The sequence below is a fragment of the Aulosira sp. FACHB-615 genome, assembly GCF_014698045.1.
GTDB lineage: Bacteria > Cyanobacteriota > Cyanobacteriia > Cyanobacteriales > Nostocaceae > Nostoc_B.
The window spans coordinates 218,216-235,829 of sequence record NZ_JACJSE010000002.1 but is presented as its reverse complement, the minus strand read 5'-3'; the positions used below and the strand labels follow the sequence as shown (position 1 = coordinate 235,829).

The following is a 17,614-nucleotide window of genomic DNA, read 5'->3' as shown; positions in this document are numbered from 1 at the left end:
CCAATTTAGAGGTTATGTAGGCTTAATTCATGCGAATGGTCTTCAAAAAGAAGTTGAAATTATTCAACAAAAATACTGCTAAGAATCACTACGAAGGTGATAGATTTTCAGGCGAAAAATCTTTCTACTAGATGTGCTGCTAAATTTCCAACATCTAGATTATGTACATGATCATCAGCTAATAAATTAATCACCGCAGATAATCTATCACCTTCTTCCGCAATTCGTTCACAAGCTGCTAAGTTAACTGCAAAATCAAACAGCGATTTTTCACCTAACTGCTGTCTCACCTGGACAGCTAATATATCATCACTGACCAAAAATTCTTTAATTGCATCTAATAACTGATTGCCTAAAATCTCGTCATGTTCCCAGGTTTCTAGCCAATCTCCATCAACATCTTCAACATAGATATGTACAAAATCTAAACCATAAGTTAGCCAATCTTGTTGCATTTTACGGGCTGTTGCTAAAGCTTGGGCAAATTTATCTAATTGTCCTTCGTAGCTTGCAGTTTCACTTTGATTAGGCATAAAGGCTGTGATAAGCAGTTAATTGAATTAATACATCAAAAATTAGGCAAATTTCAGATATTTGCCTTCCGCAAGATAATCACTGTTATACAAAGCAACGTTGACTAACTGATTAATGAAATTTGCATCTTTAGGATTGTAACTAACAAACAAGCCTCTTTCTATCTCCCATGAGTTAAGTGTACTTTTCCAATCATGATATTTTTGGTTACTTAGTTCTTCAGATACACTAGTAATTTGAATACATAATGGTTGATTGTTGCGACTGCTAACAATTAAGTCTGTCGCCATCGAAAGGTCGGCAATATACCTCTGCCAAAAACTACCTTCACGACTCACAATATCTTGAGCTATAGATTTAATAATACCATCATCCACTTGATTAAATTCACCCGACATTAATTTTTGTTTCCAAATATAAAATTTAGTGTCAGTTGCATTAATCCACTTAGGAAAAAGATAACTATACCAATATCTTTCATTTGCTGTCATTTGGGCAAATTTAGCTTGTTGTTCTGCTTCGGAAGGTAATGATTTAATCATTAACCAAATGGTAGAGTCCGTGATTACTTCCAACAGAAATGCCAGAACCAAAGGTTTTGCCGTCAGGGAACCTAACTTAATATCTTTAACCCAACGATTAATTTCATGCAATTTTCTCGCTAGATTTTGATCTACCGAGGATGCTTCCTCGATAAGTGATTTTAACTGCTCCTTAATCTCTTTCGCTTGCAAATGATGTCCTGCTCGTGGTCAATGATACTTATTTTATTTAAAAAACTTCGTATTAACTTCATGATGCTATTAAATATTGTCGGGGTCAATACCTTGCGCTAGTAAAATCTCCCTTAACCGATTAACTTCCTCTTGGGCTTGTTGGGCGCGGCTTTCTGCTTGTTGGGCTTTTTCTTCTGGTGTGGGTATTAACTGATTATCCGCCGTAAAGTATCTTAATTTGCCCTCATACATGCCGAGATACAGTTCTAACTGCTGACTCCAGAGTTTGCCTTCTGGGGTGGGTGTAATTGGTTGATATCTACCTTCTACTAAATGAAATCCTTGGAACTCAAGAGTAACGGGGTCAAACCAGAAGTAATCAGGGGTACGGAAGGTGTCTTGATAAATTTGTTTTTTCAAGCCTCTGTCTACTGCGGCTGTGGAATCTGACAAAATTTCGACAATCACATTAGGATATTTGCCGTCTTCATGCCAGACTATCCAACTATTGCGGTCTCTTTTTTCTGTACCTAACACCACGAAAAAATCTGGGCCGCGAAATTCTTCTGATTTTTTTTGCCTGGGGCTGTAGTAAATTGTCAAGTTACCAGAAGCATAGAAATCTTGTCTTTCTTGCCACCATAACTTTAATGTGCGAATTAGCAGTTCAATTTGGTCGCGGTGTAAATCACTTTCCAATGGTGGTTCGTCACTTAGTAAATCACTAGGCGGAAATGGTATACCATCTGCTGTGATTTCACTCTTGATCCTGTCTACAATGGCAGGTTCAGACATAAGCGGCTCTCAATATCTACGTTTATTATTTCTGAAGATTTACTAACTGACAGATGCCTTTAAGAACTTGTAATAACTCGATCGCATCGGGGGATTCATTAAGATTTAATAATGGCATAAGTTGATAAGTAGGCTGTTGGGCGCGGGTTAAATGAACAAATTGATAAAGCTGTCCGTTGGTAACTAAACCCCACACAGATGGTTGTTGCTCTAAACTTTTAAAGGCGTAAGTGATTAATTGCGGCAAACCCTCACCCACATGGATCGCACTATTTTTTGTTTCGATAACTAAAATCCAAAAAGGTGCTGTGGTATGAGTTTGAGCGTTATTGACGGCTAAAATATCCATCCGTCCGGTAATTCTTCTGTCTTCATCTTCGACTGCGATCGCCACACTATCTTCCATTGTTAACCGAATCGGCACATCATAAAATCCTGCCAGCCGCATTAATGGCGCTAGTGTTAAAAATTTAACTAAACCTTCAGAAATTTTACCTTCACTAGAGTAACGCTCAAAGTCATTTCTGATTCGCAATAAATCCTGCTGTTCAAACTCAGAGACTGGTTCTAAACTTAAAAAGTCTGTAAATGAGCCATTTGGAAGCTTTTCGAGTTTCAGCAAGCGATGAACATCGTTGAGTGATAAGTTACTAGCTTCAAGAATTAGCGGCATGGTGTGAAGTATGAAGTATGAAGTATGAAGTGTGAAGTATGAAATTTTATACTTATTTTATTTAATGTGAAAATCCTGGATACTCAACAAAAACTAGTACAGGTCGGCGTAAATAAACAGACTATCTAGAATTGCTAAAAGGCTTGTGGTATCGTTATTCTTTCTTTTTCCTTTTGCTTTTTTCCTTTTGCCTTGTTGTACTAGCCCCTAGCCCCTCTTTTCATCCAGCTTAACGAAAATCTAAACTCTTGAGAGCCTAACTAGGCTAAGAATGGTTTTTACTAACATATAGTGATTGTGCTGATCAACTATGTCTCAACCAACTATAGAGTCAATCCTACAAGAGAAGCGTTTATTCCATCCGGCGGCGGGATTCTCGCAAAACGCCCATATTAAAAGCTTAGAAGATTATCAACAACTTTACGATAAAGCCAAGGCTGACCCGGAAAAATTTTGGGCAGATTTAGCGGAAACAGAGTTGCATTGGTTTGAAAAGTGGCACACAGTTTTAGATTGGCAACCACCGTTTGCTAAGTGGTTTGTCGGCGGTAAGACAAATATTTCTTACAACTGTTTAGATAGACATCTCACCACCTGGCGCAAGAATAAAGCGGCGTTGATTTGGGAAGGTGAACCAGGAGATTCCCGAACTTTAACTTACGCCCAACTACATCGAGAAGTGTGCCAGTTTGCCAATGTATTAAAGCAGTTGGGTGTGCAGAAAGGCGATCGCGTTGGTATTTATATGCCGATGATACCGGAAGCGGCGATCGCCATGTTAGCTTGTGCGAGAATTGGCGCACCCCATAGTGTGGTATTTGGTGGGTTTAGTGCCGAAGCATTGCGCGATCGCTTAATTGATGCCCAAGCTAAATTAGTAATTACAGCTGATGGTGGTTGGCGCAAAGATGCGATCGTTCCCCTGAAAGAACAAGTCGATAAAGCTTTGGCAGATGGCGCTGTTCCTTCTGTAGAAAATGTCTTGGTAGTTAAGCGCACCGGACAAGATATTTATATGCAGTTGGGCGGACGTGACCATTGGTGGCACGATTTACAAAAAGGTGTCTCGGCTGATTGTCCGGCGGAACCAATGGACAGCGAAGATATGCTGTTTATTCTCTACACTTCCGGTAGTACAGGCAAACCCAAGGGCGTTGTGCATACCACTGCTGGTTATAACTTGTACACCCATATCACCACCAAGTGGATATTTGATTTACAAGACACAGATGTTTATTGGTGTACTGCCGATGTGGGTTGGATTACCGGACATAGTTACATTGTCTATGGGCCATTATCCAACGGTGCAACCACACTGATGTATGAAGGTGCGCCCCGTGCTTCTAATCCTGGCTGCTTCTGGGATGTGATTGAAAAATACGGCGTGAATATTTTCTACACTGCACCAACGGCGATTCGGGCGTTTATTAAGATGGGCGAACACCATCCCAAAACCCGCAACTTGTCTTCACTGCGTTTGCTGGGAACCGTCGGCGAACCAATTAACCCAGAAGCTTGGATGTGGTATCACCGCGTAATTGGTGGCGATCGCTGCCCAATTGTCGATACTTGGTGGCAAACTGAAACAGGTGGAATTATGATTACACCCCTACCAGGGGCAATTCCGACCAAACCCGGTTCCGCAACCCGTCCCTTCCCCGGAATTTTGGCAGACATCGTTGATTTAGATGGTAATTCTTTAGGCGATAACGAAGGCGGCTATTTAGCAGTGCGCCATCCTTGGCCGGGGATGATGCGGACTGTTTACGGCGACCCTGACCGCTTCCGCCGCACCTATTGGGAACATATTCCGCCCCAGGATGGCAAGTATACATACTTTGCTGGCGATGGTGCGAGACGCGATGAAGATGGTTATTTCTGGGTGATGGGACGGGTAGACGATGTGTTGAATGTTTCAGGACATCGCCTCGGCACTATGGAAATTGAATCAGCCTTAGTTTCTCACCCAGCCGTTGCTGAGGCGGCGGTTGTGGGTAAGCCAGATGAACTCAAAGGTGAGGATGTTGTAGCTTTTGTCACCTTAGAAGGTACACATCAACCAAGCGAGGAACTGAGTAAAGAACTGAAAAAACACGTCGTGCAGGAGATTGGTGCGATCGCCCGTCCCGGAGAAATCCGCTTTACCGACGCTTTACCCAAAACGCGATCGGGCAAGATTATGCGGCGCTTGTTGCGTAACCTCGCCGCCGGACAAGAAGTTTCTGGTGACACCTCAACTCTCGAAGACCGTAGCGTGTTAGATAAATTACGTGAAGGTGCTTAAAAAGTGCTGAGTACTGAGTAAACAGTAGTAGCGTGTCTAGAAATGTTGCATTAAAAAACCGATTTCATCCGCGTACCCTCCGGGAAGCCGCTATCGCGTCTATATCCGCGTCCATCTGCGGTTAATTTTTCCAATCTAATGCACTATAGCGGTTCTGACTTGCTTGTAATACAGTCGGAACCCCACCCCGCATTTGCTGACGCAAACGCTCCCCTCCCCGCAAGCGGGGAGGGGTTGGGGGTGGGGTTGAAATGTACCTCATCCAACCGAGAACCGCTATATTTTAGTTTAGACACGCCATTACTCATCTGTGCTTGTCTTAAGTAATCACACAGAATTAATTACACAAATTCTCTCCCTGTTCCCTATTCCCTGATTTAATTTTGTGCAACTACTTATGTATAGAGTTCTTCCTAAACAAACTGCATCTATGTACACCCGCGATGGTGTCAGACTGGATGCAGATATTTATCGCCCTGATGCCGCAGAGAATTTTCCGGTATTATTAATGCGACAACCTTATGGTAGAGCGATCGCATCAACTGTAGTCTATGCCCATCCCAGTTGGTATGCTGCCCAAGGTTATATTGTCGTGATTCAAGATGTTCGTGGGCGCGGTACTTCGGCTGGGGAATTTAAGTTATTTGCCCATGAAATTGCTGATGGTGAAGATAGCATTTATTGGGCAGCCCATTTACCTGGGAGTAATGGCAAAGTCGGAATGTATGGTTTTTCTTATCAAGGAATGACCCAACTCTACGCCGCCGCCGCTAAACCCAGTGCTTTAAAAACAATTTGTCCGGCGATGATTGCTTATGATTTATATACAGATTGGGCTTATGAAAGTGGCGCATTCTGTTTACAAACTAATCTCGCTTGGGCAATTCAATTAGCTACAGAAACCGCGCGTCTCCGTTACGATCACACAGCTTATCAGGCTTTATTTACTGTGGCACGCAATTTACCGCTAAATAATCCCGAAGTTCTCCAACAACTTGCCCCGGAGTCGTTTTATCATGAATGGATAGCCCATCCCCAAGCCGATGATTATTGGGAAGAACTTTCACCCAAACGCCACTTGCAAGCTGTGGACTTGCCAATATTTCATATCGGCGGATGGTTTGATACTTATCTGCGTGGAACTCTGGGTTTTTACCAAGATATGGTAACCCGCAGCACCCAACCCCAACATTTATTAGTCGGCCCTTGGGCGCATTTGCCTTGGGGAAGAAAAGTCGGCGAAGTTGACTTTGGTGCGAAAGCCGCCAGCCCTGTAGATAGAATGCAAATTCGCTGGTTTGATCAATTTTTAAAAGATATAGATACAGGCTTATTGCGGGAGTCTTCTATTTGCCTGTTTGAAATGGGAAGTAATATTTGGCGGACTTTCCCTAGCCTAAATACAGCTAACCAACAATCTTATTTTCTGTCAACCACCGGACTCGCCAGCATCCGCGAAGACTCAGGAATACTCAGCACTCACACTTCGACTGCGCTCAGTGTACAGCATCCAGAACTCAGTACTCAGGATGTTTTAGTCCACGACCCTTGGCGACCTGTACCTTCTTTAGGTGGTCATGCCGGCTTACCAGCAGGTGTATTTGAGCGATCGCATCTTGATTGTCGTTCTGATGTGTTAACCTATACCACTCAACCACTCACCGAAGACCTGCATATCCTGGGGAATGTAGTGGTAGAAATTGATTGCAATGCCGACCAGCCTAGTTATGACGTATGCGCTGTGTTATCGCAAGTCCAGCCTGATGGCAAAGTATATAATTTGACTCAAGGGTATATACATTGTCCAAAACATACTCCTGTCCCGATTAAAATTCAACTGCAAATAACTTGTGTACAAATTGCCAAAGGTAATGCTTTGCGTTTGAGTTTGAGTGCAGCTTGTTTTCCTGCTTATGCCATGAACTCTGGTAATGGTGCAGTACTGAACAGTAATGATTTACGCAATGCTCAGGTTATCACATTGACATTACACTGTGGTGGCGATCGCAATTCTCAAATTTTCTTACCACTGGTTTAAATGAAATGTACATTAAAACTAAAAGTTTTCAAATTACTCCAAAAGAATTAGGCGCACTGTTAACTGTTGACTATTACAGACGGATGAAATTTTTTTTTATTCTCTTCGCAATTTTGTTAGTTATCAATATTGTTGTTTCCGTCTTACAAAATCGCTTTGATTGGTGGTTAATATATTCTGTCGGATTAGGAGCGTATTTTGTCTCCTTGCCTTTGTTTTTTCAACCACGAAAGCGCAATTCTACGTTAAATTTTCAAAATCGCTACTGTGAAATTGATGAAAACTTTTTTGCAATGTTTTATGAAGATGGCAGTATTGTTAAACTTAATTACTCACACTTTATGCAAGTCATCAAAAAAGCAGACTATTATTTTTTATACATGACTAAAGCTCAATTTCATTATTTACCAGTTGCTGCTTTTGAAAGTGAAAAAGATATCCATCGATTTGATTTATTTTTACAGAGCAAGCAATTAATTAAAATCTGGTAGTTGCTGAAATTTTATCATTTAACTATAGGACTCATATTTGATTTGGAAAAAAAAATCAGTACACCCAGATCAGGTTTCTTTCCTACTCCCGACTCCCCATTCCCTATTCCCTACCTACACAAATAAATTCAGAAATAAAACTGGATTCCTATATATTTGATTTCTGGCTCGCTAAATCCATAATGATTTCAAACCGAAAGTTTTGCGCTAATTCGATTAAATACTTTTGATATCTGGGATTTTTAAGGGTAATTTCTGACATTAACTTTAAAATTAAATCATCACTACACTGAGCCGCAGCATGATGTAGTTTTTTCAGCCATTCATCAGGCATTTGGTCTAACCAATCTAATACTTCTTGGTGTATGGTATTATGGCTAATATTTGATTGTATTTCATTAATCTTAGGCTGAGTTCCTTCCTGATAGATATATTGAACATTTAAATATTGTTGAATTTTTTCCAATATTTCTGCTTCACGAAACGGCTTATTAATCAAATCATCACAACCTGCTGATAGGATAGCTGCTCTTTGCTCTTCAAAAGCATGGGCAGTTAAAGCAATAATAATCGCATTGACTGACGAAGACACTGCGGTTTCATTTGCAGTTTTAATTAACTTTGTTGCTACATAGCCATCCATCACAGGCATACGCATATCCATAAAAATTAGATGTGGTTGCCATTCTTGCCATAAGTTAATCGCCTCCTGTCCATTTGTTGCTTCACGCACTACAAAACCTCTGAGTTGTAGTAATTTAACTAATACTAAACGGTTTTCTAAAACATCATCTACAACTAAAACTCGGTACTCAGGTTGTCCTGGTGCTAAACAAAGAACTCGACACTGATTTTGACTGATTGTAAGTTGACTAGTTGCGGCGAAATCAATATCAATCTGAAAAGTAAAAGTAGTGCCAATACCTTCTTGACTAGTGACAGTGATATCTCCTCCCATCAGCTGCACATATTTACGACTGATGGCTAAACCGAGTCCCGTTCCTTGTTGAGATTTTCGTCCAATTTCAGTTTGTTCAAAGGCTTTAAATAACAAATCAATTTCTTGAGGAGAAATACCAACGCCTGTATCTTGTATCTCGAAGAGAAGCGAGTGAGAAAAAATATTTTCTGTATGTTGTTGAGATTTTTGGGCTAATTTGACACGCAAAATCACACTACCTTTAGCGGTAAATTTTATCGCATTGCCTAAAAGATTAAGTAAAACTTGCCGTAGTTTATTATCATCTGTTTGCACATATTGGGGTAGCTGTGGTGCGTATTCAAACTGTAGTTGTAAACCTTTTGATTCGGCACGCAACCGCAACATTTCTTCTAGGTTATTTAATAAGGCAATTAAATCAAAATGACTGATGTTTAATGTGGTTCTGCCGGCTTCAATTTTAGACATTTCTAAGATGTCGTTAATTAAGTTGAGCAAATGTTCGCCAGCACGATTAATAATTGCTAGGTGTTGTTGGTGTTCTGTTGACAGTTGATTGTCATAACTCATAACTTGGGTAAAGCCAAGAATTGCGTTGAGTGGTGTGCGTAATTCGTGGCTCATGTTGGCGAGAAATTCGCTTTTGGCTTTATTAGCAGCATCAGCAGTAATTACTGCTGCTTGTAATGCTTGTGATTGTCTTTGGGTTTGTGCTAGTAGTTCGGCTTGTTGCAAAGCAATGCCCAAATGATTGCCAATTTGCACAACAATATTAATTTCACCTGTTTTCCATTCTCGCGGATTAGAGTTTTGATAACTGGCGAGTAAACCCCACAATTTGCTTCCACAAAAAATTGGGACAAGAATATAAGCTTTGGCTTGAAAACGTTCTAATAAGTCTAAATAACAAGAGTCAAAATCGGCTTTGTAAATATCTGCCACACACCGAAAATTTATCTCTTGCTCATAAACACCGCCTTGATTGGCTTGCAGATAAGTATCTTGAATGGGATAAGTGGCACTTTGTAAAATCGTTTCTAGACAGCGACCATCTTCTAAAACATCGTTGGCAATGATGGGATCATGGATTTGTTCTAACATTAAAGAAACCCAACCTTCGCTCATTGATTCTGAGACAAATTCACCACTCCAGTCAGAATTAAAACGATAGACAACCACGCGATCGCAATTTAATGCTTGGCGTAATTCTTCAGTTGTCGCGGCAAAAATTGTCTGTAAATCTAAAGTTTGGCGCATTCTTTGAATGACTTGGGCAATTGCTTTTTCTCGTTCAGCACTCTCTCGTAAAGCGGCTTCTGCTAGTTTACTCTCGGTAATATCTGTAATTGTCCCTATATGTCCGGTAATTTCTCCATGTTCATCGAGTTCTGGTATGGCTTGGCAAATCACCCAAACACTTTTTCCATCAGGACGCAGACAACGATGTTCGCATGTATATAAAGATTTAGCGGCGGCGGCTTCATTCCAGGTAGCAAAAACCCGATCGCGATCATCAGGATGCAAGGACTTTGCCCAGCCAGTACCCATTGCTTCTGCTTGTGGTAAACCAGTAATTTCCGACCAACGCTGATTAAGATAGATGCAATGACCAAATTTATCAGTATGGTAGATGCCGACTGGTGAAGCATCCGCTAAGGTTTGATAGCGCAGCCGACTTTCTTGTAAAGCCAGTTCTGCACGTTTGCGATCGCTAATGTCTACTACCACTGTCCCCACTCCCGAAATCCGATTGTCTTCATCGGGAATCGGAAAATAAGAAGTTAAAAAATAACTCAATATTTCTGGTTGCTTGGGTGTGGTTGTACAAATTTCTATATTGAGAATTTTTTCGCCAGTCGATAATATATGTTCGTAAAATGGCACTAATAAAGGTGCAATTTGGGGTATAACTTCGTATACAGTTTTACCAATATGTGATTCTGGGGATAATCCGTGAATATCAGCTAAAACTTGATTTACCTGTACATACCGTAATTGATTATCGAGTATTTTCATCCCCACAGGCGCACTACTAAAAAAGGCATTCAGACGCGCTTCTCGCAGTGCCAATTCTCGCTCTAAAGTTTTGCGTTCTGTAATATCTTTATGAGTACCGATCATCCGCAACGGCTGACCCCAATCATCACATTCAACAATTTTCCCGCGAGAATGAATCCATTTCCATTCATTATTACCACCGAGCATCCGATACTCAACTTCATAAACAGCACTCACCCCTTGCAGATGGGCTTTTAAAGCAGAACTGACTGCTGGTAAATCTTCTGGATGGATATATTTCTCCAGTGCTTGAGAAGTATTTGTTAGATAATGGCCTTCGTATCCCATAATGTGTTTCCATTGCCAGCCACAGTAAGCTTGATCTGTGATCAAATTCCAATCCCACAAACCCAAGTCGCTGGCTTCTAAGGCAAGTTGTAAACGTTCTTCACTTTGTCTGTGGGCCGCTTCGATCATTTTGCGCTGAATTAAACTGCCTAACTGAGTCGCCACAGCCCCAACTAACATCAGTAACCGCTTATCAATAGATACAGCAGTGCGTTTAAAGAAGACTAAAATTGCTAATACTTCACCATCAGCTAAAATTGGCACACCAAAGGCTGCTTTTAATCCTACTTGGGCTGCTTGTGGCGATCGCAAAAATAATGGTTGCGTAGCCACAGAAACATCTTCAATCCATTCTGGTTGTTTATTTTGCCAAATCCGCCCAGGTAGCCCCTCACCCACAACAAACTTGACTGTTTGGCTATTGAGAGAAAATTGTCCTAAGCTGGTTTCTTCGCCATACCAAACTAAACTATGTTCTAAACATTTCCCATCTTTACTCGGTAGCCATACTTCCCCAAAATCCCAGTGAATAGAATGGCAAATTAAACGCAACACCACTTTTAAAGCACTATTAACATCCACCGCGCGGGTAATAGCTTGGGATGTTAATAGTAGTAGCCGACTTTCATTTTCTGCCTGCTTCCGGTCTGTAATATCTTTCGCTGTAGCTAACACATATTTTTGACCATCAATTTCAATCATTTCCGCACTGAACAACATAGTTTTGATTTCTCTATTGGCGGTACGGAAATCAACTTCATAATTGCGTAAAGATTTAGTTTGTTGCAAAATTTGTGTCAGAAACACACTTTCTTGCGAATTAGCCCAAATCTGCAATTCTTGATCAGTGTGACCAATCACTTGGGTACGAGAATAACCAAATAGCCGACAAAAACTATCATTAACTTCGATGTAGCGAGTTTCTGGCAGTTTACACAAAATAATTGGGTCAGGAGAAGCTTTAAAGGCTGATGCTAACTTGGCTTCCGAAGCTTGACGTGCGGTTTCGGCGCGTTGACGTTCCCGCGCTTCCAATATTAAAGATGCGATATTTGCCAGGGAACGGGCAACGTTTTGGTCTTCTAATGTCCAAGTCCGCAATTCTCCCACCGCTTCTAAACACAAAACTCCCACCGTTTTTCCGGCTGATCGAATCGGTATATCTAAAATCGAAATAACGTTGATTTCGGAATAAGGTTGAGCAAATTCTTGGGTTCGCGGATCAATGTGAACATTCTCCACCGCAATGATTTCTTCTTGCTGCAAAGCTTGAAAATAAATCGGATAATCTACTACAGCTAAGGTACGCCCTTCACTATGACGCTGATGACTTTGCTCAAATAAATCTAGGCAAGAAATCGCAGTTGCAGTTTGATTATATAACCAGATACTAGCTCGTTCTGTTTCCAAGCTTTTCGTAGCTGCTTCTGTAATTGCGCCAAATGCTTGTTTGATCTCACCTTGATATAATATCTGATTTTTAGCTAATTCCGTTAATACTAAGTTATGGTTACGGAGTTTAAGATTTAGCAATTTTAAAGCTTGTGCCTGAGATGTATCCTTTGTTGGTATTGATGCCAACTTTATTTGCTGAGACTGGATGTGACGATGAATGCAATTCTGCACACGAATTAAAATTTCGGGAGCGCACAGTGGCTTGGTAATATAGTCAACAGCCCCTAATTGAAAAAATTTCTCTCTATCTTGTAAGGTTTCTATAGAACTGAGCAAAATAACCGGAATATGTCGAGTTTGTGGCTGAGTTTTGAGATACTGACAGACTGCATAACCATCCATTTCCGGCATGAAAATGTCTAGTAAAATTAAGTCAGGCAATATTTTGAGTACTGCGTCAATTGCCAGTTTACCTGAAGTTATTTTTTGTACCTGATAATTTTCGCCTTCAAGAATTTGAGTTAAAAAATTTAAATCAGTGGGCTGATCATCAACCAATAGAATTTTCATCGATTGATCATACATAAATGTCTCTTGATTTTATAATTTATTAAAAATTTCTGGGGATCAAAGGGAAAATATTTTCATAAAATTAGAATATTATTAATAAATATAACGCAGAGATATAGGAATACGGTTTGATTCCTGAATCTAGTTGTGTAGACAGGGAGTAGGGAATGGGGAGTAGGGAGTAGGTAAGAAGCCTGATCTGGGTGTACTGATTTTTTTCAGAAATCAAATATGAGTCCTATAGTAATTTGGTTTGATTGCCGAATTTACTTGTGTTCCACAGAAAACGTGAATTACGAGTTAGGCGAGATATCTTCACAAGTTCCTCATTTTTTTCGGGTTCAATGTTGATGGAATTATGGAGAATGGCAGTTTAGTCAAATCAAATGCAGTATGTCGAGTGACTGGTAGCGATAATTGCTTTGATGTAGGTTTTGACGGCGATCGCACCGCATAATTCCAAATCAACACATCAAGAGTATTGGGTAATTTCAGCACAGGAGGAAACAGATGGAAACGCAACCAACTTACCCATCACCAACACTTCTAGAAATTCCCCCTGGCTATCTCAACATTATGGGTTATGTTGATGAGTCAGAAGTTAATGGCCCTGGTTGTCGCGCTGTGATTTGGGTGCAAGGTTGTCCCCGCGCCTGTTCTGGTTGCTTTAATCCTGAGTCTTGGCCCTTTGAGATTAACCAACTGATTGCTGTTGATACCCTCGCCGAGCAAATTCTCAGTAAACCCCAAAACACAGGTGTCACCTTCTCTGGTGGCGAACCGTTTTGGCAAGCACCTGCTTTAGCCGCTTTAGCACGTAAACTAAAAGCTGCGGGCTTAAATGTGATGTCTTTTACAGGTTTTACCCTCAAACAACTCCAGTCCGACTCCGCACCTCCAGGTTCACAAGAACTATTAGCACAATTAGATATTTTAATTGATGGGCCATTTGTCGAATCCCTGGCGATTAATTCCCCCAACTCCCCAGTTTCTTCTAGTAACCAGCGAGTAAATGTCTTTAACCCTGCTTTAGCCGACCAAATTACTTGGGCTAGTGACCAAATTGAAATTCACATTCTCAAGGATGGTAGCCGCATTGTCACCGGTTATCGCGGACGACTGGAATTAACTTAAAGTAATCCCAATTCAAAAAATGTTTGCCACAGATAAAGCATTGAAGAGGAAATCGTAACCAGTTAAATAACCAGCAATATAGGACAATACGGTTCAGTTAAGAGAATAGTAGGTTGGGTGTAGCCGCGTAACCCAACAAAGCCTTGAAAATGTTGGGTTCCGTTCCTCCATCCAACCTACACCAGTCTAAGTTGTTGCCTTAACTGAACTGTATTGCAATAAGTAGTTAAACATAATTAATTACACAAAGTCATTGCGAATGGAGCGAAGCGAAATGAAGCAATCGCAAGGGCTGGGATTGCTTCGCTTCGCTCGCAATGACTGTAATTAATTTTGCGTGGTTACTTATAGGACTCATATTTGATTTGGGAAAAAATCAGTACACCCAGTTCAGGCTTCTTTCCTACTCCCTACTCCCCATTCCCTACTCCCTGTCTGCACAACTAGATTCAGAAATCAAACCGTATTCCTATATCTCAGGTTTTTCTCAATCTTTACTTTTGAAAACAACACTGGCAATATTTATTCTGCACAGTTGGTACAACACTTTTTACTTGATATTCAGGACAATATACTCTCAAAATATGTCTCGATAGGCTTTGGTACGTCTTGATTCTCAAACTTACTAATGTCTTGAAGAAATTTAAATATAGATGGATTTAACAGAACTACAATTGTATCTCCCTCTTGCCCATCTTCACTTAGTACATAAAATCTTTCATCACTATCTGCTTGAGACAGAATAAGATTAAATAAATTTGTACCTCATTAAACTAGGAAATTGTCTAGGAGATTTCGTGCATTTTGGGAACTGATATTGAGTGCGATCGCCTCTCAAAATTCAGCACTTTGAAGTTCTAAAAACTCACAATCATATAAATTTACCAATTGAAATCATAGTAATAATAACATCCTAGTTTTCAGTAGATTTCCAGAGATTTCAGTAATTATACGTAGGACGATCAGCCAATAAGTGGATATCTTGATGAAGTGGAAATGAGTATCGTTAATTTTCACTAGAAATTCCCCCATTGTAACCAATTGTTGAAGTATCGGACTGCAAAACATCTCCAGGACTTACAGACAAAGTTTGTCTGTTAAGAATGGGTGTAAGGGCTTGAGGTTATATAAGGGTTTTTAATACATACACCCCTATACCCCTTCACCCTTCATCAAACCCTTATCTTTCTTTTTTTTGCGTAGCTTCAACAGATCATTTCAATCAACAACACAGGGCAATAATTATGCAAGCTGCTGAAAAACTGAGCAAAATTGTCGGCAATTCCGACGCATGGATTTTGAGTAGTGCAGAGTTTCAAGAATTAGCAACAGAACTACTCAAACAAGGTTTAGTAGCTCATTATCCATTTAACGGCAATGCAGATGATAGCAGTGGACACGGACTTCATGGAACTGTCTACGGTGCAACACTTACCAAGGATAGATTTGGGAATCCTAACAGTGCTTATCAATTTGATGGCATTGATGACTATATCGAAATCGCCCACAATGACCTGCTAAACCTTACTGATAACTTTACTATTTCCCTCTGGATTAACCAACCAGAAGATAATTCATTAAGAGGTTACAGACTAATTGACAAAACTACAGCAGGTGTCAACGATGGCTATAATTTTGATACCTACGATGGCAGTACTGGCAGAAGATTGCGTCTAACTGGCGGAAAACAAAACGTATCTGCTCACACTGCTTATTCTCTCAACGAGTGGCATCACGTAGCTGTAGTTTTCTCTAAAGGTGTATCAACTTTTTATTTAGATGGTAATCTTGATGGTTCAGGACAACATCATAGTGAGGCAGTTAATACTAATTCTTTAACTTTAAAAATTGGTGCAGCCCATAACTCTCATACCGAATTTTTCAAAGGTGTGATAGATGATGTGCGGATTTATAATCGAGCATTATCTGAAAAAGATATTCAAGAACTTTATGAATTTCCAACTGCACTTAGACAGTGTGTTTTAGAATTTAATGGTCAAAATAATTATGTATCTTTACCTGCTGTAAATATTGATTATTCTCAGGGCTTTAGTGTAGAAGCATGGGTACGCTACAACAGCTTTAAATATTGGTCAAGAATTATCGATTTTGGCAATGGCGTAAGTAGCAATAATATTGTTTTTGCCAATCCAGAAACCACTAATCAACTAGCTTTAGATGTCAAAACTAGCGCCGGAGAAAGACGAATTACTAGCGCCGCAGTTCTAGAAACTGGCAAGTGGACGCACTTAGCTGCAACAATTGATCAGTCAGGATTTGCGAAACTTTACAAAAATGGTGAGTTAATTCAAAGTGGACAGCTACAACTCCCAGCAAATATTAACCGGACACAAAACTACATCGGTAGAAGTAACTGGCCGCAGGATGGTTACTTTGATGGTCAAATTTCAGAAGTGCGGGTTTGGAATATTGCTCGCAGCCAAGCAGAAATTCAACAGCATCTGCACAGCAGACTTGCAGGAAATGAGGACGGGTTAGTTGGTTACTGGCAGTTAAATGAATGTTCCGGTACTGTAGTAGCCGACAAGACTAGTCGTGCAAATAACGGCACAGTTAACGGCGCGATTTGGCAACAGCAAGAACTACTCATCAAACCTGCACCTGCAACTAACATTGAACCTGAAAAAAATTCTACAGATGCAGCAGTAAATCTACCAAACAATAGCAAAATCAAGCTGCAATCTTGGAAAGGTGATTACTTACACCGTCCCGACTCAGAACAGGGTGTCACCACTTGGGGAACTGGTATCGGTAATGAATGGCTGGTGGAGTCGGTCAGCGATCGCACCATCAGACTAAAATCTTGGAAAGGTGATTACTTACATCGTCCAGACTCAGAACAGGGTGTCACCACTTGGGGAACTGGTATCGGTAATGAGTGGGCAGTTGAGTCGGTAAGCGATCGCACCATCAGACTAAAATCTTGGAAAGGTGATTACTTACATCGTCCAGACTCTCAACAAGGTGTCACAACTTGGGGTACAGGTATCGGTAATGAGTGGAACCTGGAAGTTATTCCGGCTGAAGATAGCAAACCGACTGCGGAACAAGTCACTCCTATTGCACCAGTAACGCCAGAACCACAACCAGAAACCAATAATCTTCCAGTTGCGGAACCAGTCGCACCGCCATCACCGCCAGAAGCCAATAATCTTCCTGTGGCGGAACAAGTTATACCTGTAGAACCAGTCACACCACCACCACCGCCAGAAACCAATAATCTTCCTGTGGCGGAACAAGTTATACCTGTAGAACCAGTTACACCACCACCGCCAGAAACCAATAATCTTCCTGTAGCGGAACCAGTCATACCACCACCACCGCCAGAAACTAATAATCTTCCTGTAGCGGAACAAGTCATACCTGTTCAACCAGTGACACCACCATCACCGCCAGAAACTAATAATCTTCCTGTAGCAGAACAAATCAAACCTGTTCAACCAGTGACACCACCATCACCGCCAGAAACCAATAATCTTCCAGTTGCAGAACAAGTTAAACCTGTTATTCCAATCACACCGCAACCAAGACCAGACACAAATAATAGCAGAGCTAACAACAATCAGCGTCAAACCCAAACTAAGACTAGATATGATAAAACCGACCTAATTGTTTATTTGTTTTTGATTGTGCTGATTTTACTGATAGCTTGGCAGCTATTTAAGCCGAATTAAGCA

At 40.7% G+C, this 17,614-nt stretch carries 10 protein-coding genes; 5 read left to right on the top strand and 5 right to left on the bottom strand.

Annotation, left to right across the window (positions count from 1 at the left end; genetic code table 11):
* Positions 1-107 precede the first annotated feature (107 nt).
* From H6G77_RS03335 to H6G77_RS03320, 4 genes are all read right to left on the bottom strand, one after another.
* Positions 108-533, bottom strand: a complete 426-nt coding sequence (locus tag H6G77_RS03335; protein WP_190870826.1) for a hypothetical protein — start codon at positions 531-533, stop codon at positions 108-110.
* A gap of 42 nt (positions 534-575) precedes the next feature.
* On the bottom strand, positions 576-1,268 hold the full coding sequence (locus H6G77_RS03330; RefSeq protein ID WP_190594050.1) for a hypothetical protein: 693 nt from the start codon (positions 1,266-1,268) through the stop codon (positions 576-578).
* 69 nt (positions 1,269-1,337) lie between these two features.
* Positions 1,338-2,045, bottom strand: coding sequence for a Uma2 family endonuclease (locus tag H6G77_RS03325; protein WP_190870825.1), 708 nt, complete (start codon positions 2,043-2,045; stop codon positions 1,338-1,340).
* A gap of 25 nt (positions 2,046-2,070) precedes the next feature.
* Entirely contained in the window at positions 2,071-2,718 is a 648-nt protein-coding gene (locus tag H6G77_RS03320; protein ID WP_190870824.1) for a restriction endonuclease subunit R, read from the bottom strand.
* Between the two features lie 310 nt (positions 2,719-3,028).
* Here H6G77_RS03320 and acs point away from each other — a divergent pair, with 310 nt between their 5' ends.
* The 3 genes from acs (at position 3,029) to H6G77_RS03305 (ending at position 7,531) form a co-directional block, all read left to right on the top strand.
* Positions 3,029-5,002 (top strand): acetate--CoA ligase, encoded by a 1,974-nt coding sequence (acs, locus tag H6G77_RS03315; protein WP_190870823.1) that lies wholly within the window; start codon positions 3,029-3,031, stop codon positions 5,000-5,002.
* A gap of 397 nt (positions 5,003-5,399) precedes the next feature.
* Positions 5,400-7,040 (top strand): CocE/NonD family hydrolase, encoded by a 1,641-nt coding sequence (locus tag H6G77_RS03310; RefSeq protein ID WP_190870822.1) that lies wholly within the window; start codon positions 5,400-5,402, stop codon positions 7,038-7,040.
* A 5-nt stretch (positions 7,041-7,045) separates the two neighbouring features.
* Positions 7,046-7,531 carry a YcxB family protein gene (locus H6G77_RS03305; RefSeq protein WP_190870821.1) on the top strand — a complete coding sequence of 162 codons (486 nt, stop codon included), beginning with the start codon at positions 7,046-7,048 and terminating at the stop codon, positions 7,529-7,531.
* Between the two features lie 148 nt (positions 7,532-7,679).
* On the opposite strand, the gene H6G77_RS03300 is transcribed toward H6G77_RS03305, so the two are convergent.
* Positions 7,680-12,797, bottom strand: a complete 5,118-nt coding sequence (locus H6G77_RS03300; protein ID WP_190870820.1) for a PAS domain S-box protein — start codon at positions 12,795-12,797, stop codon at positions 7,680-7,682.
* Positions 12,798-13,292: 495 nt separating this feature from the next.
* Here H6G77_RS03300 and H6G77_RS03295 point away from each other — a divergent pair, with 495 nt between their 5' ends.
* Positions 13,293-13,916, top strand: a complete 624-nt coding sequence (locus H6G77_RS03295) for a 4Fe-4S single cluster domain-containing protein (RefSeq protein WP_190594059.1) — start codon at positions 13,293-13,295, stop codon at positions 13,914-13,916.
* Positions 13,917-15,160: 1,244 nt separating this feature from the next.
* Positions 15,161-17,611 (top strand): LamG domain-containing protein, encoded by a 2,451-nt coding sequence (locus tag H6G77_RS03290; protein WP_190870819.1) that lies wholly within the window; start codon positions 15,161-15,163, stop codon positions 17,609-17,611.
* Positions 17,612-17,614: the final 3 nt, after the last annotated feature.